Below are 18,557 nucleotides of genomic sequence, written 5' to 3' on the forward strand. Positions count from 1 at the left end.
ACCCCACGACGAAGGACCCTCCATGACCTCCTCCCCCGCGACCGGTACGCGCCCCACGGCCCCCTTCCCCGACGGCACGGTCGAGCCCGGATACGAGCTCTGGGGCGATGTCGACGTCGACCCCGCGGGCGTCTTCGACGACGTCCCGGAGGCCGACCGCGCCTACTGGGACCGCGCCCGCCGCTTCAGCCTCGAGGAGGTGCGGCCCGTCATCGACGACTACTGGAACCGCGCCGACTACCCGTTCCACCTCGCCACGCGCCTCGGCGAGCTCGATCTCCTGCGCGACGGCGTCGACGTCGACGGCTACCCGCGGATGTCCCCGCTCGCCGCGGGACTCGTGAACATGGAACTCAGCCGCGGCGACGGCTCGGTGGGCACGATCGGCGCGGTCCAGGCCGGACTCGCCCTGCGCTCCGTGGCGCTGTGCGGCTCGGCGGAGCAGATCGGGCAGTGGGTCCCGAAGCTCGCCCGCGCCGAGGTCCTCGGGGCGTTCGCGCTCACCGAGCCGACGCACGGCTCCGATTCCGTCTCCCTCGAGACCCGCGCGACGCGCGTGGACGGGGGCTACGTCCTCAACGGCGAGAAGAAGTGGATCGGCAACGGCTCCACGGGCGGCATCACCGTGGTGTGGGCGCGCGACGACGAGGGCGACGTGCGCGGCTTCATCGTCCAGCAGGAGTGGGAGGGCTACACCGGCACGACGATCGAGAACAAGCTGAGCCTGCGCGCCATCTGGCAGGCCCACATCCGCCTCGAGGACGTGTTCGTCCCCGACAGCCACGTCATGCCGGGCGCCCGCACGTTCAAGGACACCTCCAAGGTCCTCTTCGCGACCCGGCTCGGCGTCGCCTGGTCCGCCGTCGGCCACGCCATGGCCTGCTACGAGACGGCCGTGCAGTACGCGGGCCAGCGGATCCAGTTCGGCCGCCCGCTCGCCGCGAGCCAGATCATCCAGGAACGCCTCACGCGCATGCACTCCGAGCTCGCGACGATGCAGCTCATGGTCCGGCAGATGACGCGCCGCGAGGAAGCCGGGACCCTGAGCCCCGTGCAGGCCTCGCTCGCCAAGTACACGTGCACGCGCACGGCCCGGCAGATCGCCTCCAACGCGCGCGACCTGCTCGGCGGCAACGGGATCCTGCTCGACAACCGGATCGCCCGCCACTTCGCCGACCTCGAGGCCATCCACACCTACGAGGGCACCGAGACCGTGCAGGCGCTTATCATCGGGCGCTCCATCACGGGGCACTCGGCCTTCACCGGTTGAGCAGGAAGGGACGCAGATGCCCCAGGACCTCGTCCGCCGGGAAGAGCGTGGACGCGTGCGTGCGGCCGGGCAGCTCGGCGAAGCGGGCCGCGGGCATGAGCTCCGCGGCGCGGCGGGCATCCTCGAGGCGCCCGCGGTCGCGGCCGCCGGCCATCAGGAGCGCGGGCAGCTCCAGGCGGGCCAGCTCCTCCTCCGGCAGCCCCTCCTGGACCTCCGTCCGCTCGAAGTAGGCCACGAGCGCTTGCGGGTCGTTGGCCAGGAACGCGGCCCGCGTGGCCGGATCAAGCGGGCGCCCGGCGGCCGCGAAGCCGTCGACGAACGCCTGCATGCCGCCGTCGCGCAGGGCATCGAGGTAGCCGTCGAAGAAGATCCTCTCGACCTGTCCGGCGGCGGAGCGGAAGGTCCCGCCCAGGCTCGCGATCCGCTCCACGCGCTCCGGAGCGCCGGCGGCGAGCGAGAACGCGGTGCGTCCGCCGAAGGAGTACCCGACGACGGCGGCGCTGCCGATCCCGGCCGCGTCCATCGCTGCGAGCACGTCCGAGGCGACGAGCTCCATGGCGTACGCGCCCGGATCGTGCGGCTTGCCGCTGCGGCCGTGGCCGCGCAGGTCGGCCCGCAGGACGGTGAAGTCCTCCTTGAGCGCCTTGACGTAGCCCAGCCCGCGCCAGATCGCCCGGGACAGCGCCGAACCGTGCAGCAGCACGACGGCGGGGCCCCGGCCCTCGACGTCGAAGGACACGCGCGTCCCGTCCAGTGGATTCGTGGTCTCGGCCATGCCTCCACCCTATCCACCACCCCGTCCCCGGCCCCCACCCGCTCCCAGGAGGGAACACCATGAGCCACGCCACCGACGGCGACACCCCCGTCATCCTCGCCGGGGCCCGCACGCCCTTCGGCCGCTTCCGCGGGGCGCTGTCCCCGCTGACCGTCAACGAGCTCGGCAGCCACGCCATCCGCCACGCCCTGCTGCGCGCCGGGATCGGGCCCGAACGCGTGGGCCACGTGATCGTGGGCCAGGTCGTCCTCGCCGGGGCCGGGCAGGGACCGGCGCGCCAGGCGGCCCTCGGCGCCGGGATCGGCTGGAACGTGCCCACCGTGACCATCAACAAGCTGTGCCTGTCCGGGCTCACGGCCGTCATCGACGCGGCGCGCCTGATCCGGACCGGCGAGGCCGCGTTCGTGGTCGCGGCGGGACAGGAGTCCATGTCCAACGCACCGCATCTGGCCCCGGGGCTCCGCTCCGGCGTCGTCATCGGCGAAGCGCCGCTGCGGGACTCGCTCCAGCACGACGGCCTGCAGGACCCGTTCACGGGCGAGCTCATGGGCGCGGCGACGGACCGCGGCAACGCCGAGCGCGGGATCGGACGGGCCGGGCAGGACGCCTTCGCGGCCCGGTCCCACCAGCGCGCCGAGGCCGCGCGCGCCCTGCTCGCCGAGGAGATCGCGCCGATCGAGGTTCCGCAGCGGCGGGGCGCGCCCATCGTGGTCGCCGAGGACGAGGGCATCCGCCCCGGGACGACGGCGGAGCAGCTCGCCGGGCTGAAGCCCGCCTTCTCCACGGCCGACGACGCGACGATCACGGCCGGCTCCAGCTCGCCGCTCTCCGACGGCGCGGCGGCGGTCGTCGTCGCCTCGAAGCGCGCCGCCGAGGCCGCGGGACTGGCCTGGCTGTGCGAGGTCGGAGCGCACGGGCAGACGGCGGGCCCGGACGGCTCGCTGCACTCGCAGCCGAGCGACGCCATCCTGGCCGCCCTCGCCCGCGAGGGCCTCTCGCCCGGGGACCTCGACGCCGTCGAGGTCAACGAGGCCTTCGCCTCCGTGGTGCTGCAATCGGCCGCCGACCTCGGACTCGACCCGGAATCCATCAACCGCGAAGGCGGCGCGATCGCGCTCGGCCACCCCGTCGGCGCCTCCGGGGCGCGGCTCGTCCTGCACCAGGCGATGGCGCTCGCGCGCACGGGAGGAACCGGCGTCGTCGCCCTCTGCGGCGGAGGCGGCCAGGGCGACGCCCTGGTGCTGCGCTCGATTCACAGTGCGTTGTGACCCATTTTTCAGGGAACGCCAAGCTTCGGGCCCTAGTTTTATAGATACCTCATGAAGGTGCGAGTGATGAGAGCACCGGCCGGATATCGACATCCCCCCAAAGTCGACCGGCCGGTGCTCACCCCTTTAAGCGGACCCCTCGACACCTCCCCGCATCGGGGACACACTGGGATCATCAGGCACGCCGAGACCAGGAGCCCACCATGAGCGCACACCACGGCGACGTCCCCGGCGAGGACGAGGTTCCGCTGCCCGGCGACGTCGAGAACATCGACGCCATCGCGAAGGCCGAGGAGGCCGCGGCCCAGGACGCCCTGGTCCGCAAGCACGACCACGACGAGGAGCTCGTCGAGGAATGGGAGGACGAGTCCTTCCCGGCCTCCGATCCGCCGTCGAACTACTAGGTGCGTGGGTCAGATCCTTCCGTTAACGCGCCGGGGTGAATCCGGTGGATAGCGCGTGGCGCTGGGAGAATCGATTCATGAAGGCAGTTGTTGGCCCGGAGGGCCTGTTCGACATTGAGCCGGGTGAGGCGCGGGCGCCGGGCTCGGTGGCGCGGGCTGGCGCGGTGAAGACGTTCCGTGGGTATGACCAGGGGCAGTGTTTCCTGCTCCCGCCGAGTCTGGATGACTGGCTGGACGAGGATGATGAGGCCCGGTTCATCTCCGAGGTCGTCGAAGAGCTCTTGGATCTGACGCCGGTCTACGCGTCGTACGCGTCCGCCTCGGGTGCGCCTCCGTATGACCCGCGGATGATGTTGAAGCTGCTGCTGTTCGCGTACGCGACGGGCGCGACCTCGTCTCGTGAGTTGGAGCGGCGCTGCAAGCGCGACATCGCCTTCCGGTGGCTGTCGGGCAACCAGGCGCCCGACTACCGGTCGCTGGCCCGGTTTCGTCGGCGTCACCTGGATGCCCTGCCGGGGTTGTTCCTGCAGGTGCTGCGGGTCTGCGCGGAGGCGGGGCTGGTGCGGTTGGGGCGTGTCGCGCTGGATGGCACGAAGCTGGCTGCGAACGCGTCGCGGCATAAGGCGATGAGCTATGACCGGATCGTGCCGAAGATCGATCAGCTCCAAGCCGAGGTCGCTGCGCTGCTCGCCGAGGCGGAGGCGGTCGATGAGGCCGAGGATCAGCAGTTCGGCCAGGACCGGCGCGGGGACGAGGTCGCCCCGGAGCTGGCCCGCCGTGAGGGGCGCCTGGTAAAACTACGTGCCGCGAAGGACGCGATCGAGGCCGACGCCGCCGAGAAGGCGGCAGCCGTGGCGCGGAAGAAGGCCGACGCCGCCGGTCAGCCCCCTGAGCAGGCCGACGCGGCCGTCGCGACTGCGGTGGACACGGCGGCGCCGAAGCCGAAAGCGCAACGCAATTTCACCGATCCTGAGGCGCGGATGATGAAGACGGTCCGCGGCTTCGATTACGCGTTCAACGCGCAGGCCGTTGTCGATGAGGGCCACCAGATCGTGTTGAGCGCCGAGGTCACCCAGCAGGCTACCGATATCCAGCAGTTCGTCCCGATGGCCGAGCAGACCCTACGGAACCTTGATGCGGCAGGGGTCGAGCGTTCCCCGGAGGTCGTCCTCGCTGACGCGGGCTACTGCTCGGAAGCTAACCTCGAAGCCGCCGACGATCTGGACGCACAGGTGTTGATCGCGACGGGACGGCAACGTCACGGCGAGAGCTTCCCTACCGCCGGCGCCCCGGACCCGGCCCCAGAGGACGCGAGCCGGCGGGAGCGGATGGCGCACGCGCTGCGCACCGAGCAGGGCCGCACCGACTACGCGCGCCGCAAAGCCATCGTTGAACCCGCGTTCGGGCAGATGAAGACCCGGCAAAACGCCGGACAGCTCCGGCTACGCGGACTCGCCGGCGCCCAAGGCGAATGGCTACTCCACACGATCTGCCACAACCTCCGCAAGCTCCGCGTCGCTACAGCCGCCGGGCTGGCGCCCGCATAGGCCTCCCCAGGGGTCCCGGGGCGTCACAGCACGCACCGACAGTCGCCACGAGCCCCTCGCCGTGCGATCCCGCACGCTCTCACACCGCAACGGCCCGCCCGTTCCCGTTCGCGACCGTCAGCGCGCGATGCCAGAGTCAACGCCGCGCGCCACGCCACCCGATTCTGACCCGCGCACCTAGGGCCCGGAGGGCTCCCACCGTCCTCCGACCGCACGCACAGCGGACTCCAAGAAAGGGCCCCTAGGCTGAAACCACCTTCTCAAGGTGCGAGTGATCAGAAGCACCGGGTATCCGCGGTTTGTCGCCTCCTTGTCCGCGGACGCCCGGTGCTTCATTCGTTTCCCGGGTCCGGCCGGACCGGGGCCCTGGTATAGCGTGGAGATGGACAAATCCGCACCGAGGAGGACATCCATGCGTTCCACCATCCAGCGGCTCGCCCTCACCGCCGTCGTCGCACTGGCCGCGCTCTTCGGCCTTGTCCCCGCGGCCTCCGCCGCCCCGCCCACCGAAGTCGTCGTCGAGGACACCGCCGGGGTGCTGGACCGTGCGACGCTCGACCCGGCCCTGGCCGAGGTCGACTTCTACTCGCCGACGAAGGTCGTCGTGTTCACGCAGGAGGGCCGCGGATCGGACAACTTCAACGAGCGCGTCCTCGCCTACGCCCGCGAGCACCATCCCGAATGGCTCAGCGCCGACGGCCAGAAGTGGGCGGACGGGCTCTACCTCGTCGGGCTCGACCCGGTCGGGCGGCACATCGGCACCTACATGGGTGACGACCGCGCCATCCCCCTCTCCCAGCGCGAGGACATCCAGGAATCCACGTTCGACCTGCTGCGCGACGCCCAGTGGACCGACGGCATGATCAAGGCGGTCGAGGAGGGCGCCCAGCGCATCGACCGGCCCTGGTACCGCTCCCCCGCCCTCTACGTCGCCGCCGGCAGCGTCGGCGGCGTCGCCCTGATCGGCGGAGGCGGAGCGCTCGCGGTCCGCGCGTCGTACCGCCGCCAGTTCGGGGCGGCCCTGGAGCGGGGCGATGCGAGCTACCGCAACGTCACCCTGGACCTCGAGGCCACGGAGCTGCACGCCCGCACGATCCCGGATTCGTCCCGCTACGGGGCACTCGTGCTGGAGCGCTACCGGGACTTCCACGCGAAGTACGACTCGGTGCACGCCCGTCGCGGGGAACTCACGGCCAGGACTCCCCAGCAGCGCTCCACCAAGAAGTCGGTCAACCAGGCCAAGGCCTGGGCCGACGACGCCGTGACGCTCGACGGCCTCGACGACGCGATCCGCGACACCAACGACCTGCTGAACAAGAACTCCCGCTGGGCCGAGGCCTGGCGGCGGCAGGCGGAACCGTTCTCCGACGAGCTCGAGACGATCGACACGCTCTTCACGGGAGACAACGCAGAGCTCCGCGGCTCGGCGACGGGAGTGGCCCTCACGGGCTTCGCCCTGCGCTCGCTCCAGCTCGTCGAGGACACGGGGGCCGAGCTGGCCGAGGACCGGATCACGCCGGACGACGCCCTCGACCGGCTGCGCGACGCCCGCACGGAGCTCTCGGAGCTGCTCTCGTCCCACGCCGAGGCGGTCATCGAGCAGTACACGAAGTCCTCCTCGGAGGCGGAGACCATGCGCCAGGAAATGGACAAGGCGCAGAAGAGCGCCTCCCGGACGCCGCGGCGCAGCGGCGTCGGCATCCTGGACACCGCCTACCCGGGACACGTGTACTACTCGCTCCCGGCCTTCTCGCTCGGCTACCAGTCGGGCACGCAGCAGGTCGACTCGAGCCGCGTCTCCGCGTCCTCCTCCAGCACCGGCTACGGCTCCAGCGGCGGCAGCTTCTCGGGCTCGGGCAGCTCCTCGCGGTTCTAGCCCCCTGCACCGGGGAGGCCCGGTGTCCTCACGCGCCGCGGACCGCGCCGGCGATGCGGTGCGATTCGTCGAGCAGTTCCTCCAGCTCGGAGGGATCGACGCGGTCCAGGCGGACCAGGACGAGCGCCGGCGAGCGCTCGTGGTGCGGCGTCCAGAAGAACGTCTCCGGGTCGGAGGCCGCCAACGCCTCGCGCTCGGTGGTCTTCACGGTGAGGACCCCGTCCTCCCACATCCGGGCCATCAACGTGCGGGCGAACCAGGCCGGCTGCCCCCAGCTGCTGCGTTCCACGACCCCCGGAAAGCCCCAGGCGATCCGGCGGACGTCCTCGACGGTCTGCATGCCCCCAGCGTGGCACCACCCCGGGATGCCGGCAAGGCCCTCCGTGATGCGGTTCACTTTTGCCGCGAATCGCGACATGATGGGGTTTACCGTGGCATTTCAACCGTTGCGCCACGGGCATGCCCCGAACCACCAAGCAGCCAGAACACCCCAGCAGAAGGAGACCGGCCGTGAGCTCCACCGCCACCGCATCCACCGAACCCGGGTACCGAGTCGTCAACCCCGCCACCGGTGAGGTGGTGGAGACGTTCCCGACCGCCTCCGACGCCCAGGTCCAGGAGGCGCTCGCCGCCTCGGCCGACGCCTTCGACGCCTGGCGGGGCCGCCCGCTCGCCGAACGCGCCGCGATCGTGTCCCGCATCGCCGAGCTGTTCACCGAGCGCGCCGACGAGCTCGCCGCGATCATCACCGAGGAGATGGGCAAGCCGCTCTCGCAGTCCAAGGGCGAGGCCGAGTTCTGCACGGACATCTTCAACTACTTCGCCACCGAGGGGCCGGGCCTCGCCGCGGACCAGCCGATCAAGACGTTCTCCGGCGGCCAGGCCGTGGTCCAGAAGCTGCCCGTCGGCCCGCTGCTGGGCATCATGCCGTGGAACTACCCGTACTACCAGGTGGCCCGCTTCGCGGCCCCGAACCTGGTCCTCGGCAACACGATCATCCTCAAGCACGCCGAGTCCTGCCCGCGCTCCGCGCTCGCGATCCAGCAGATCATGGACGACGCCGGCGTCCCGGCCGGCGTCTACCAGAACGTGTTCGCCTCCCACGCGCAGATCGCCGACATCATCGCCGACGAGCGCATCCAGGGCGTCTCGCTGACCGGCTCCGAGCGGGCCGGCGCGATCATCGGCGAGCTCGCCGGGAAGAACCTGAAGAAGGCCGTGCTCGAGCTCGGCGGATCGGATCCCTACGTGGTCCTCGACGCCGACGACGTCAAGGCCGCCGCCGCGGCTGCCTGGGAGACCCGCATGGAGAACACGGGCCAGGCCTGCAACTCCAACAAGCGCATGATCGTCATGGAGGACATCTACGACGAGTTCGTCTCCGAACTGACCTCCCTCGCCTCCGCCATGAAGCCCGGCGACCCGGCCGCCGACGAGGACGGCACCTACGGCCCGCTCTCCTCGCGCGCCGCCGCCGAGGGGCTGGCCCGGCAGGTCCGCGACACCGTCGAGCAGGGCGCCACCCTGCACGTCGGCGGCACCATCTCCGACGGCCCGGACGCCTACCTCGCCCCCGCCGTCATCACGGGCGTCACCGAGGGCATGCGCGCCTACTCCGAGGAGCTCTTCGGGCCGGTCGCCGTGGTCTACAAGGTCGCCTCCGACGAGGAGGCCCTCCGGCTCGCCAACGACACCCAGTACGGCCTCGGCGGCGCCGTCTTCAGCACGGACCCGGACCGCGCGCGCAAGCTCGCCGAGCGCCTCGACGTCGGCATGAGCAACGTCAACGCCGCCGCCGCCGAGGGCGCCGAGATGCCGTTCGGCGGCGTCAAGCGCTCCGGCTTCGGCCGCGAGCTCGGTCCGCTCGGCATGGACGAGTTCGTCAACAAGCGCCTGCTCTACATCGCCGAGTAGGCGGGCGCCGGCCTGGCCGGGACGCGCCCCTGCCCAGCTAGGCCGGGATCGGCTGGGCGGGGAGGGACCCGATCAGGGAGGATCCGGCGTCGTACACCTCCAGCGCGTCCGCGAGGACGCGGACGGTGGCGATGGCCTGGAGCCACGTGTCGACTCCCTCGCAGTACATCATCGTGGACGCCATGGGCCCGACGGCCACCGCATCGCCGTCGGCCCGTTCCCAGCGGCCCATGAGCCGGTTGCAGCCGTCGGATCCGTACGCGCGGCCGTCCGCCTCGAAGCGGAGCCAGGGGCTGCCGCGCTCGTCGGAGCCCCACTGGAACGTGGTCAACGTGGTCTCTGCGTCCATGGGGCCACGGTACGGGCGCCGCGGGATGCGCGCTACCCCGGCGGAGCCTGCCTCCGGGCGGGCCGGGCGCCGTTAGAGTGGGGGAAAGTCCATCCACAAGGAGAACCATGACGTTCCGCCCCTTCCGCAAGCGCCGTACCCGCCGCGCCGCCCGCGCGCTGCACTATGACGCCGCGGCCCCCGTCGCCGCCGGCCGGGCCGCCGTCGCGACGCGCGCCGGTGCCGCGCCCGACGCGGCGGACGACCCCTTCTCCGGGATCGCCCCGCCCCCGGAGCGGGTGGCGCGGCTGTGGAGCGACAACCTCGGGCGGACCGCCACGCGCGCGGCCCAGATCCTGCTCGTCCTCGCCCTCGCCGCCGTCGGCGTCGCCGGCCTGCTGCAGGTGACCCTCGCCGCCCTGCCCGTGCTGATCGCCCTGATCCTCGCGAGCGCCCTCTGGCCGCTCGTGCGGCTGCTGCGCAAGGCGATGCCGGCGATGCTCGCGGCCTGGACCGTGTTCCTGGGCTCGCTCGTGGTCCTCGGGGGGATCGGCACGGCCCTGTTCTTCGCGGTCCGCGCCGAATGGCCCACGCTCCTCGAGCAGGGCATCGCGGGCTTCAACCAGCTCATGTCCCTCATCGAGGACCTGCCGTTCACCATCACGCAGGAGCAGATCGACGAGGCGCTGGAGACGGCCACGTCCTTCCTGACCAGCAGCCAGTTCGGCGCCGGCGCGTTCGCCGGGCTCTCGGCCGCGACGAGCTTCTTCGCGGGGCTCGTGCTGCTGCTCGTGATCCTGTTCTTCTTCCTCAAGGACGGCGACCGGATCTGGGAGTTCTTCCTGTCCTGGATCCCCGCCGAGCAGCAGCCCAAGTGGCGCGACTCGGGCCACCGGACCGTCGAGACGCTCGGCGGCTACATCCGCGGCACGGCGACCATCGCGGCCGTCGACGCGGCCGGCATCGGCATCGCGCTCGCGATCCTGCAGGTGCCCCTCGCCCTGCCTCTGGCCGTGATCGTGTTCATGACGAGCTTCATCCCGATGGTCGGCGCGACGTTCGCCGGCATCCTCGCGACCCTCGTCGCGCTCGTCGCCAACGGGCCGGTCATCGCGCTCGTCGTGCTCGGCGTCGTGATCCTCGTGAACCAGCTCGAGGGCAACTTCCTGCAGCCCGTGGTCATGGCGCAGGCCCTGAACCTGCACGCGCTCGTCATCCTGCTCGCCCTGACGGTCGGCACCGTCCTCGGCGGCCTCGTCGGCGCCGTCCTGGCCGTTCCGCTCACGGCCGTGGCCTGGGCCGTGATCAAGATCTGGACCGGGCGGGACCGCGAGGAGCTCGAGGCCGGGAAGCGGGGCGGGGAGGGCCGGAAGAGGACGACGGCGTAGCCCGGCTCCCGCCCCGGGCAGGACGAGCGTCGGGGACGGCGGGCGCTCAGACGAGCCGTCGCGCGCCCGGCCCCGGGACCACGGTGAAGACGTCGGGTGCGCCGTAGCCCGCCGCGTCGAACGCCGTCCTGACGGCGGCCTCCACGGCGGCCGCGTCGCCGGCGCGCACGAGCGCCACGGCCGATCCACCGAATCCGCCGCCCGTCATGCGCGCCCCCGCGGCCCCCTGGGCCAGGGCCGTGTCGACGGCGAGGTCGAGCTCGGGGCAGGAGATCCCGAAGTCGTCGCGCATCGACGCGTGGCTCGCCGACAGCAGGGCGCCGATCGCCGCCAGGCCGGCCCCGTCCTCCAGGCCGCCGTCCTCGAGCGCCGCCACGGTGTCCAGCACGCGCCGGTTCTCGGTCACGATGTGCTTGACCCGGCGGAAGACGTCCGGGTCGAGCCGCGAGGCCGCCGTGGCGAGGTCCTCCTCGGCCACGTCCCGCAGGGCCGGGACGCCGAGTTCCGCCGCGCCCCGCATGCAGGCGGCGAAGAGCTCCTTGTATCCGCCGGTCTCGTGCGCGTGGCTCACGCGCGTGTCGATCACGAGCAGCGCCAGCCCCGCGCCCGCGAGCGGCAGCGGCACGGACCGGGCCTCCCGGGTCCGGCAGTCCAGGAACAAGGCGTGGTCCGCCTCGCCGAGCAGGGCGGCGGACTGGTCCAGGATGCCGGTCGGCGCCCCGACGAAGTCGTTCTCCACCTCGCGGCACAGCAGCACGAGCTCCTCGCGCGACAGCCCGGCGCCGAGCAGCTCGTTCACGGCGAGTCCCACGGAGCATTCGACGGCGGCCGAGGAGGAGAGCCCCGCCCCGATCGGAACGTCCGAGTCGAGCAGCACGTCGAAGCCCGGTGACGGAGCCCCGCGGCGGGCGAACGCCCACGGCACCCCGGCGATGTAGCGGGCCCAGGAGGGCAGCTCGTCGGTGTCGAGCCCGTCGAGGGCGACCTCGAGCACCTCCTGGCCGGCCGCCCCCTGCAGCCCCGCGAGGCGCAGCCGCCCCGAATCGGTCCTCCGGACGGCCACGCGCGCGCTGTGGGGGATCGCCAGCGGGAGGACGAATCCCTCGTTGTAGTCCGTGTGCTCCCCAATCAGGTTCACGCGTCCCGGCGCGGCCCAGACCCCCTCCGGAACGGCCCCGAACCGTGCGTTGAAGGCGGAGGCCAGCGCCCCGGCGTCGTACGACCCGCTCATGCGGCACCTCCCGCGGCGCGGCCCGCGGCTCCCGCGGTGGGGCCCGCCTGGACGGTGACGCTCCGCACGGCGGCGCGCAGCCGCTCGGCCGTGGCCTCCGGCATCACGTCGCCGATGAACGCGCCCATCGCGGCCTCCGAGCCGGCCAGGTACTTGAGCTTGTCGGCGGCCCGCCGGGGGCTCGTGAGCTGCAGGTGCAAGCGGTACTCGCCCGCGTCCGGATGCCCGATCGGCGCCTGGTACCAGGCTGCGATGTACGGCGTCGGCGTCGGATAGAGCGCGTCGAGGCCGCGCACGAGGCGCAGGTAGACGGCGGCAAGCTCCGCACGTTCCCCGTCCGTCAGCCCCGTGAGGTCGCCCACGTGGCGGTTCGGCACGACGTGCACCTCGATCGGCATGCGGGCCGCGAACGGGACGAGCACCGTGAAGTGCTCGGAGCGCTCCACGATCCGGGAGCCGTCGGCGACCTCGGCGGCGAGGACGTCCTCGAAGAGGTTCCCGCCCGTGTCCTCGCGGTGGGCGACGGCAGCCCGGAGCTGCGTCAGCGTCCGCGGGGTCGTGTACGGGTAGGCGTAGATCTGCCCGTGCGGATGGTGCAGGGTCACGCCGATCTCCGCCCCGCGGTTCTCGAACGCGAAGACCTGGCGCACCCCCGGCAGCGCGGAGAGCTCGCGCGTGCGGTGCGTCCACGCCTCGACGACGGTGCGGGCGCGCTCGATCCCGAGATCGCCGAAGGAATCCGCGTGGCCGGCCCCGAAGGCGATGACCTCGCAGCGGCCGTGCGCCGGGTGGACGGCACCGAGGCCCGCCCCGAGCTCCTGCGCGTGCTGTTCCGGGCCGAAGGAGGGGAAGCGGTTCTCGAACACCACGACGTCGTAGTCCTCCGCGGGGATCTCCGTCGCCCGGCCGTCGCGGCTCGGGCAGAGCGGGCATTCGTCCGCCGGCGGCAGGTGCGTGCGCTGCTGGCGGTGGGCGGCGAAGGAGACCCAGTCCCCCGTGAGCGGATCGTAGCGGAGCTCGGAGGCCCCCGGCCGCCCGGGCAGGTCCCGGGAATCACGGGGCACGGCGGGCGCGGGACGGCCCGCATCCTGGAAGTAGAGCAGCTCCCGGCCATCGGCGAGGGCGGTACGCACGGGTTCAGTCATCACGGTTCCGTTCAACGGGGAGGGGCGCTCCGGCATCGCCCGGCTGGCCGCCGCTCACCGCACCCGCTCCACGTGCAGCAGCAGCGCCCGCTCCGGGTTCAGTGCCGGCATCGGCAGTCCGACCGTCCCGAGGTAGCCGCCCGGAAGCTCGAGCGGCTCCGCGAGCCAGGCCGGAGGCCTCCGGTGCCCGAACGTCCCCGCCTCGCCGCCCGGCACGATCGCGCTCACCCGGTAGGCGGACGCCGGATCGAGGCCGGGCACGGCCACGGTCCCCGGGGACTCGTCGTCCGACGCCGCGAGGCACGCGAGGGCGAACAGGGCCTCGCCGCCGTCCTCGGCCACGGTGCCGTAGAGCTCGAACGCCTCGTTCCCCAGGTCCGCCCGCACGGAGGTGCCGGAGTGGAGCAGCCCGCGGTGGCGCCGGTAGAGCGCGATCAGCCCGCGCAGCGTCTCCCGGTCCGCCCCCTGCGCCTCGCGGATGTCCCACTCCATGCCGAAGTGGCCGAAGAGCGCCGTGATGCCGCGGAACCCCAGCGCGTGGGTGCGCCCCGAGGTGTGGGCCGTGGCCGGGCCGATGTGCTGGCCGACGAGCTCCGGCGGCAGGACGCGCTGCGTCCAGTGCTGGATGCCCTGCCGGTTGAGGGCATCGTTGGAATCGGAGGCCCAGACCCGGTCCGTGTGCTCGAGCACGCCGAGGTCCACGCGTCCGCCGCCCGAGGAGCAGGACTCGATCTCGAGCCCGGGATGGCGCTCCTTGAGCGCGTCCATGAGCGCGTAGGCGGCGAGGGTCTGGGCGTGCTGGGAGGGCGCGCCGGCGCTGGAGACGTCGGCGAGGTCCCGGTTCTGGTCCCACTTCAGGAAGGAGACCGGGTGCCCGGCATCGCGGGCGCGGGACAAGACGGCGTCGAGCGAGTCGCGCACGTGGGCGAACGCGGCGGGGTTCGCCAGGTCGACGACGTGCTGCTGGCGCCACGTAGGGGCGAGCCGGTCCGCGCGCGCCCGACACAGCCACTCCGGGTGGTTCCGGGCGAGCTCCGAGTCGGGGTTCGCCATCTCCGGTTCGACCCAGAGCCCGAACTCCATCCCGAGGCCGCGCACGTGCGCGATGAGCGGCTCGAGCCCGTCGGGCCAGGCCTCGGGCGAGACCTCCCAGTCGCCGAGCCCGGAGGTGTCGTCCCGCCGCGAGCCGAACCAGCCGTCGTCGAGCACGAACCGCTCGACGCCGAGCTCCGCCGCGGTGTCGGCGAGCTCCTTGAGCACGCCCAGATCGTGGTCGAAGTACACGGCCTCCCACGTGTTCAGCACGACCGGCCGCGGAGTGCGCGGGTGGTTCGGGCGCGAGCGCAGGTAGCGGTGGAAGCGCTCGGTGATCCCGTCGAGGCCGGCCGTGGAGTGCGCGGCGTAGAGCCACGGGCTCGTGTGCGCACCCCCCGGCTCCAGCACGAGCTCGCCGGAACCGGGCAGCTCCCCGGCCCCCAGCAGTCGCTGCGGGGTGGAATGGCGCTCGGCGAACACGCCGTAGTTGCCGCTCCAGCCGAAGTGCACGGCCCAGACCTCGCCGGAGCGGTTGCCGAAGCCCGTGGTTCCGGCGGCGAGCAGGAGCGGGGAGTCGTGCCCCGTCCGGCCATGGCGCCCGTCCCGCCGCCAGGTGCCCTGGCGGAACGGCAGCCGCTGCGGGTGGCGTTCGCGCGTCCAGCGCCCGGTCGTGTCGAGCAGTTCGACGGCGGCGGGCCCGGCCGGCACCACGGCGTTGAGCGCGTCGATCCGGTACGGGGCCGCGCCCGTGTTGGCGAGCGTGTGGCGCAGGCGCAGCAGCCCCCCGGGGAGCAGCTCGATCCGGGTCGCGAGCCGCAGCCCGGCCTCGGCGTCCTCGGCGGTGAGCGTCAGGCCGCCGTCCTCCTCCTCGACCCGCGGGTGGGTGAAGACGGCGGAGGCGTCGCGGCCCTCGCGGCTGCCGGTCAGCAGAGGGGTCCCGGACCAGCCGTGGGCGGCCTGCGGCCACAGCGGGAAGACGTGCGGGGTGTCGTAGCTCGAGTGCAGGACGGAGCCGGCGGGGACGGTGCCGGGCAGGGGGCCGGGATCGGCGCCGAAGTGGACGACGGCGGGGCCGGACTCCGTGCCCGGGTCCAGGACGAGGGCGGTTCCTTCGCCGGCGAGGCGGATCAGGGCCACGGGGTCTCCTTCACGATGGTGCGGGATTCGGGGGTGGTGCGGGAGCCGGGGGTGGTGTGCGTCAGGGTGAACGCCAGCACCAGCCTTGCACGGTCCGCGGTCAGGGCGTGCCGCGCGGGCACGTCGACGCCGCAGGAGCGGCTGCCGAGGCCGTGCTGGCCGGCGTCGATCACCAGCTCCCAGGACGACGGCGCCGGCAGCGCGTGCGGGTGCGTCGCCGCGGCGAGCTCGGCCTGGCTCCACGGCGAGAGCGTGAAGCCGGCGTCGTCGGGGCCGTCGAGGACCTCGATCCCGAGCGTCGTCCCGCCGGCGAGGGCCAGGCTGAGCCGACGCAGCCGGCCGCGGCGGCCGTTGGCCTGCGGCCGGGGGTAGTCGGTGCGCAGCGCGCCGGCGGGCAGGGCGTGCCGGCCGAGGCGCTGGGCGGAGCACGAGTCCGGGTAGGACTCCCCCGGCCCGGCCCCGTACCACTCGACGGCGGAGGCGTCGTCGAGCGCGTCGTGCGGGAGCGTGAAGGCGAGGCCGAGCTGGGCCAGCGGGAACCCCGGGTCGGCGAGCGCCTGGAACTCGGCGTCGAGCACGAGCGCGTCTCCGCGCCGGCTCCACGCGCACCGTGTTTCGAAGCCGAGCGGCAGGGCGGGCGGGGCCCAGCGGTGGACGGCCGTGACGGCACGCCCGGCATCGGCAGGCTCCACGGACACCGTCCGGCGCTGTAACACATGCAGCCCGGCGGCCTTCCAGCGCTCGGCCAGCGGGGCCGGATCGGCCGGATCCGTGCCGGCGTGGGCGTCCCAGTCGAAGCCCTCCGGCGCGTGGGCCTCGACACCGACGGCCCCGACCCCTCCGGGGCGCAGGTCGCGCGTGGGCTCGATCGATCCGGCGTCGTTGTCCGTGGGGGCGCGGAAGAGCTCGAGCCGCGGGCCGGAGATCTCCACGGCCCCGAGCCCGGCCAGGAGTCCGGCGGGGTCGAAGCGGGGCGCGCCGGAACGCGCGGGCGGCGCTTCGACCACGGCATCCGGCGTCCCCGCCGCGGCCGCGTCCGGCGTCGCACCGGGCGCCCCGACGACGGACTGGCCCCACGCCACCTCGTGGCCGGCCGCGGCCCACCAGGTGTCCCGGGCCAGGCGGGCGGAGACGGTCAGCACGCCGCCCGTTGCCGCGCCTCCCGTTTCCCCGAGGGCCGACACCTCGGCCGGATCGGGAACCCGCACGGCGGTCCGCGGGGCCACGGGCGGGACGTCGAGGACCCCCGAGGCGAGCTCGACGCCGTCGTGCCCGGCGAGGCTCCAGGTGAACGTGAACGCGGAGAGGTCGACGAAGTCCTGCCGGTTCAGCACCGTCAGTCCGCCCCCGGCTCCGGCTCGGGCTCCGGCATCGACGTCGCTGGTGATCCGCACGGGCTCGATCACCTTGGCGTACTCGAGAAGCCCCGGGGTGGGCGTGCCGTCGGCGAAGACGAGTCCGTCGAGGACGAAGTTCCCGTCGTGCACCGGCTCGGCGAAGTCGCCCCCGTAGGCGTGGACCTCGCCTCCGTCCGGGGCCGCGGCGAGCAGGCCGTGGTCCTTCCACTCCCACACGAAGCCGCCGGCGGCCCGGGGGTAGGCATCGAAGAGGGCCTCGTAGTCCGCGAGCCCGCCGGGCCCGTTGCCCATGGCGTGCGCGTACTCGCACAAGACGTACGGCTGGGCGGCGATCCGCGCGGCGCCCTCGGCGCTGGCCGACGGCACCGGCTCCCCGCGCAGGAGGGACTCCGATTCGGCCGGCGTGGCATACATGCGCGAATACACGTCGGTGTAGGCGGCGTCGTGGTCGCCCTCGTAGTGGATCGGCCGGGACGGATCGTGTTCGCGCAGCCAGGCCGCCATGGCCGCGAGGTTCTCCCCCGTGCCGGACTCGTTGCCGAGGGAGAACATCACGACGCTCGCGTGGTGCGCGTCGCGGCGCCACGTGCGCTCGATCCGGTCCAGGTACGCCTCGCGCCAGGCCGGGTCGGCGGACGGGTTGCCCGCCCAGTGCGCCGCGGCGAAGCCGTGGGTCTCGAGATCGCACTCGTCGACGATCCAGAAGCCGAGCTCGTCCGCGAGCTCGAGCAGGTGGTGGTCCGGCGGGTAGTGGCTCGTACGGATCGCGTTGATGTTGTGCCGCTTCATGAGCGCCAGCTCGCCGCGCGTGAACTCCTCGGTGACCGCCCGCCCCGTGCGCGGGTGGAACTCGTGCCGGTTCACGCCCTTGAAACGCACCGGGGCGCCGTTGACCATGAAGACGCCGTCGACGATCCGCACGCTGCGGAAGCCCAGCCGCAGGCGCACCGTCTCGGTGGCGGAGGCGAGCTCGGCGGCGTAGAGCCGCGGGGTCTCCGCGGTCCAGCCCTGCACCGCGCCCACCTCGAGCTCGATCCGTGCGGTCGTGTGCCCAAGCGCCCCTGCCTCCCCGGGCGCCTCGAGGACGTGCTCGATCCCGAGCTCGGGGATCCGCAACGTCAGCGGGAAGGACCCCGGCGCGGCGTCCGCCTCGAGCGCCAGGCGCCCCGCCCCGGCGTCGTACTCCGCCCACGCGCGCACGTCCCGGATCCCGCCCGCGGGCTCGGCGATCAGCGTGACGTGGCGGAAGATCCCGGGCAGCCACCACTGGTCCTGGTCCTCGAGGTAGCTCGCCGCGGAGAAGCCGTGCACGCGCACCACGAGCCGGTTCTCCTCCAACGGCGCCAGCAGGGCCGCGGTGGCGTCGAACTCATGGGTCAGCCGGCTCCCGGCGGCGTGGCCGAGCTCCGTGCCGTTGAGCCACACGCGGAAGGCCGACTCGACGCCCTCGAACCGCAGCAGCACACGCGCCGAGCGCTCGAGGACATCCCGCGAGAAGCCGAGCTCCTCGAGCGTAAAGGCGCGCAAGTGGTCGCCCACCCCGTCCGCGTCCGGGACATACGGGGGATCCAACGGGAAGGGGTAGGCGACGTTCGTGTACCAGGGCGAGCCGAAGCGGTTCCGCTGCCCGAGGACCAGGGGCCCGTTCGCGGCGTCGAGCACCCAGTGCCCCGGGACCTGGACGGTGTCGCCGAAGACGGCGTCCGGCGCGGCCGGATCCGCCACGGCGGTGGAGCGGGAGGACGCGTAGCGGAAGCCCCAGGCGCCGTCGAGGGACGCCTCCGGACGGTCCGAATCGAGGTGCGCGCGGGCCGGCAGGGCGCCGTGGCCGGGCGACGGATCGAGGTTCCAGGGCAGGGCGGGGGAAGCGGTCGTCATCAC

At 73.1% G+C, this 18,557-nt stretch carries 14 protein-coding genes; 7 read left to right on the top strand and 7 right to left on the bottom strand.

The features are described 5' to 3' along the window. The first annotated feature begins 22 nt into the window (after positions 1–22). Positions 23–1,270, top strand: a complete 1,248-nt coding sequence (locus AC0QR5_RS10460; RefSeq protein WP_329863625.1) for an acyl-CoA dehydrogenase family protein — start codon at positions 23–25, stop codon at positions 1,268–1,270. Here AC0QR5_RS10460 and AC0QR5_RS10465 read toward each other — a convergent pair. Beyond that, complete coding sequence (locus AC0QR5_RS10465) at positions 1,260–2,045, bottom strand: alpha/beta fold hydrolase (protein ID WP_329863627.1); 786 nt, start codon at positions 2,043–2,045, stop codon at positions 1,260–1,262. The genes AC0QR5_RS10460 and AC0QR5_RS10465 overlap by 11 nt on opposite strands. A 59-nt stretch (positions 2,046–2,104) precedes the next feature. On the opposite strand from AC0QR5_RS10465, the gene AC0QR5_RS10470 reads away from it, so the two are divergent. The 4 genes from AC0QR5_RS10470 (at position 2,105) to AC0QR5_RS10485 (ending at position 7,140) form a co-directional block, all read left to right on the top strand. Then, on the top strand, positions 2,105–3,313 hold the full coding sequence (locus AC0QR5_RS10470) for an acetyl-CoA C-acyltransferase (RefSeq protein ID WP_329863629.1): 1,209 nt from the start codon (positions 2,105–2,107) through the stop codon (positions 3,311–3,313). A gap of 203 nt (positions 3,314–3,516) precedes the next feature. Then, the gene (locus tag AC0QR5_RS10475; protein ID WP_329863630.1) at positions 3,517–3,717 is read left to right on the top strand and encodes a hypothetical protein; all 201 of its coding nucleotides are present in this window, start codon (positions 3,517–3,519) and stop codon (positions 3,715–3,717) included. 77 nt (positions 3,718–3,794) lie between these two features. Further along, positions 3,795–5,264 carry an IS1182 family transposase gene (locus AC0QR5_RS10480; RefSeq protein ID WP_430970734.1) on the top strand — a complete coding sequence of 490 codons (1,470 nt, stop codon included), beginning with the start codon at positions 3,795–3,797 and terminating at the stop codon, positions 5,262–5,264. 412 nt (positions 5,265–5,676) lie between these two features. Continuing rightward, positions 5,677–7,140, top strand: coding sequence for a DUF5129 domain-containing protein (locus AC0QR5_RS10485; protein ID WP_329862022.1), 1,464 nt, complete (start codon positions 5,677–5,679; stop codon positions 7,138–7,140). 28 nt (positions 7,141–7,168) lie between these two features. Here AC0QR5_RS10485 and AC0QR5_RS10490 read toward each other — a convergent pair whose 3' ends face one another. Next, positions 7,169–7,480, bottom strand: a complete 312-nt coding sequence (locus tag AC0QR5_RS10490) for an MmcQ/YjbR family DNA-binding protein (protein WP_329862023.1) — start codon at positions 7,478–7,480, stop codon at positions 7,169–7,171. A gap of 170 nt (positions 7,481–7,650) precedes the next feature. On the opposite strand from AC0QR5_RS10490, the gene AC0QR5_RS10495 reads away from it, so the two are divergent. Continuing rightward, positions 7,651–9,054, top strand: a complete 1,404-nt coding sequence (locus AC0QR5_RS10495; protein ID WP_329862024.1) for an NAD-dependent succinate-semialdehyde dehydrogenase — start codon at positions 7,651–7,653, stop codon at positions 9,052–9,054. A gap of 37 nt (positions 9,055–9,091) precedes the next feature. On the opposite strand, the gene AC0QR5_RS10500 is transcribed toward AC0QR5_RS10495, so the two are convergent. After that, positions 9,092–9,403 (bottom strand): META domain-containing protein, encoded by a 312-nt coding sequence (locus tag AC0QR5_RS10500; protein ID WP_329862025.1) that lies wholly within the window; start codon positions 9,401–9,403, stop codon positions 9,092–9,094. A 107-nt stretch (positions 9,404–9,510) separates the two neighbouring features. Here AC0QR5_RS10500 and AC0QR5_RS10505 point away from each other — a divergent pair, with 107 nt between their 5' ends. Next, a complete protein-coding gene (locus AC0QR5_RS10505) occupies positions 9,511–10,770 on the top strand; it encodes an AI-2E family transporter (protein ID WP_329862026.1) in 1,260 nt (419 codons plus the stop codon). Positions 10,771–10,816: 46 nt separating this feature from the next. On the opposite strand, the gene galK is transcribed toward AC0QR5_RS10505, so the two are convergent. Genes galK through AC0QR5_RS10525 form a run of 4 tightly spaced genes read right to left on the bottom strand, consistent with a single transcriptional unit; the run spans position 10,817 to position 18,554 of the window. After that, a complete protein-coding gene (galK, locus tag AC0QR5_RS10510) occupies positions 10,817–12,001 on the bottom strand; it encodes a galactokinase (protein WP_329862027.1) in 1,185 nt (394 codons plus the stop codon). Then, the gene (galT, locus tag AC0QR5_RS10515) at positions 11,998–13,146 is read right to left on the bottom strand and encodes a galactose-1-phosphate uridylyltransferase (RefSeq protein WP_329862028.1); all 1,149 of its coding nucleotides are present in this window, start codon (positions 13,144–13,146) and stop codon (positions 11,998–12,000) included. The genes galK and galT overlap by 4 nt, the downstream gene beginning before the upstream one ends. Before the next feature lie 54 nt (positions 13,147–13,200). Then, complete coding sequence (locus AC0QR5_RS10520; RefSeq protein WP_329862029.1) at positions 13,201–15,318, bottom strand: alpha-galactosidase; 2,118 nt, start codon at positions 15,316–15,318, stop codon at positions 13,201–13,203. After that, positions 15,309–18,554 (bottom strand): glycoside hydrolase family 2 TIM barrel-domain containing protein, encoded by a 3,246-nt coding sequence (locus AC0QR5_RS10525; RefSeq protein ID WP_329862030.1) that lies wholly within the window; start codon positions 18,552–18,554, stop codon positions 15,309–15,311. The genes AC0QR5_RS10520 and AC0QR5_RS10525 overlap by 10 nt, the downstream gene beginning before the upstream one ends. Positions 18,555–18,557: the final 3 nt, after the last annotated feature.

The organism is Arthrobacter sp. J156, from assembly GCF_056172865.1.

Bases quoted from the DNA above. Each gene is read 5' to 3' on its own strand.
- AC0QR5_RS10485 (WP_329862022.1), top strand. From the start codon at position 5,677: ATGCGTTCCACCATCCAGCGGCTCGCCCTCACCGCCGTCGTCGCACTG.
- AC0QR5_RS10505 (WP_329862026.1), top strand. From the start codon at position 9,511: ATGACGTTCCGCCCCTTCCGCAAGCGCCGTACCCGCCGCGCCGCCCGC.
- galK (WP_329862027.1), bottom strand. From the start codon at position 12,001: ATGAGCGGGTCGTACGACGCCGGGGCGCTGGCCTCCGCCTTCAACGCA.
- AC0QR5_RS10480 (WP_430970734.1), top strand. From the start codon at position 3,795: ATGAAGGCAGTTGTTGGCCCGGAGGGCCTGTTCGACATTGAGCCGGGT.
- AC0QR5_RS10460 (WP_329863625.1), top strand. From the start codon at position 23: ATGACCTCCTCCCCCGCGACCGGTACGCGCCCCACGGCCCCCTTCCCC.
- galT (WP_329862028.1), bottom strand. From the start codon at position 13,146: ATGACTGAACCCGTGCGTACCGCCCTCGCCGATGGCCGGGAGCTGCTC.
- AC0QR5_RS10525 (WP_329862030.1), bottom strand. From the start codon at position 18,554: ATGACGACCGCTTCCCCCGCCCTGCCCTGGAACCTCGATCCGTCGCCC.
- AC0QR5_RS10500 (WP_329862025.1), bottom strand. From the start codon at position 9,403: ATGGACGCAGAGACCACGTTGACCACGTTCCAGTGGGGCTCCGACGAG.
- AC0QR5_RS10475 (WP_329863630.1), top strand. From the start codon at position 3,517: ATGAGCGCACACCACGGCGACGTCCCCGGCGAGGACGAGGTTCCGCTG.
- AC0QR5_RS10465 (WP_329863627.1), bottom strand. From the start codon at position 2,045: ATGGCCGAGACCACGAATCCACTGGACGGGACGCGCGTGTCCTTCGAC.
- AC0QR5_RS10470 (WP_329863629.1), top strand. From the start codon at position 2,105: ATGAGCCACGCCACCGACGGCGACACCCCCGTCATCCTCGCCGGGGCC.
- AC0QR5_RS10490 (WP_329862023.1), bottom strand. From the start codon at position 7,480: ATGCAGACCGTCGAGGACGTCCGCCGGATCGCCTGGGGCTTTCCGGGG.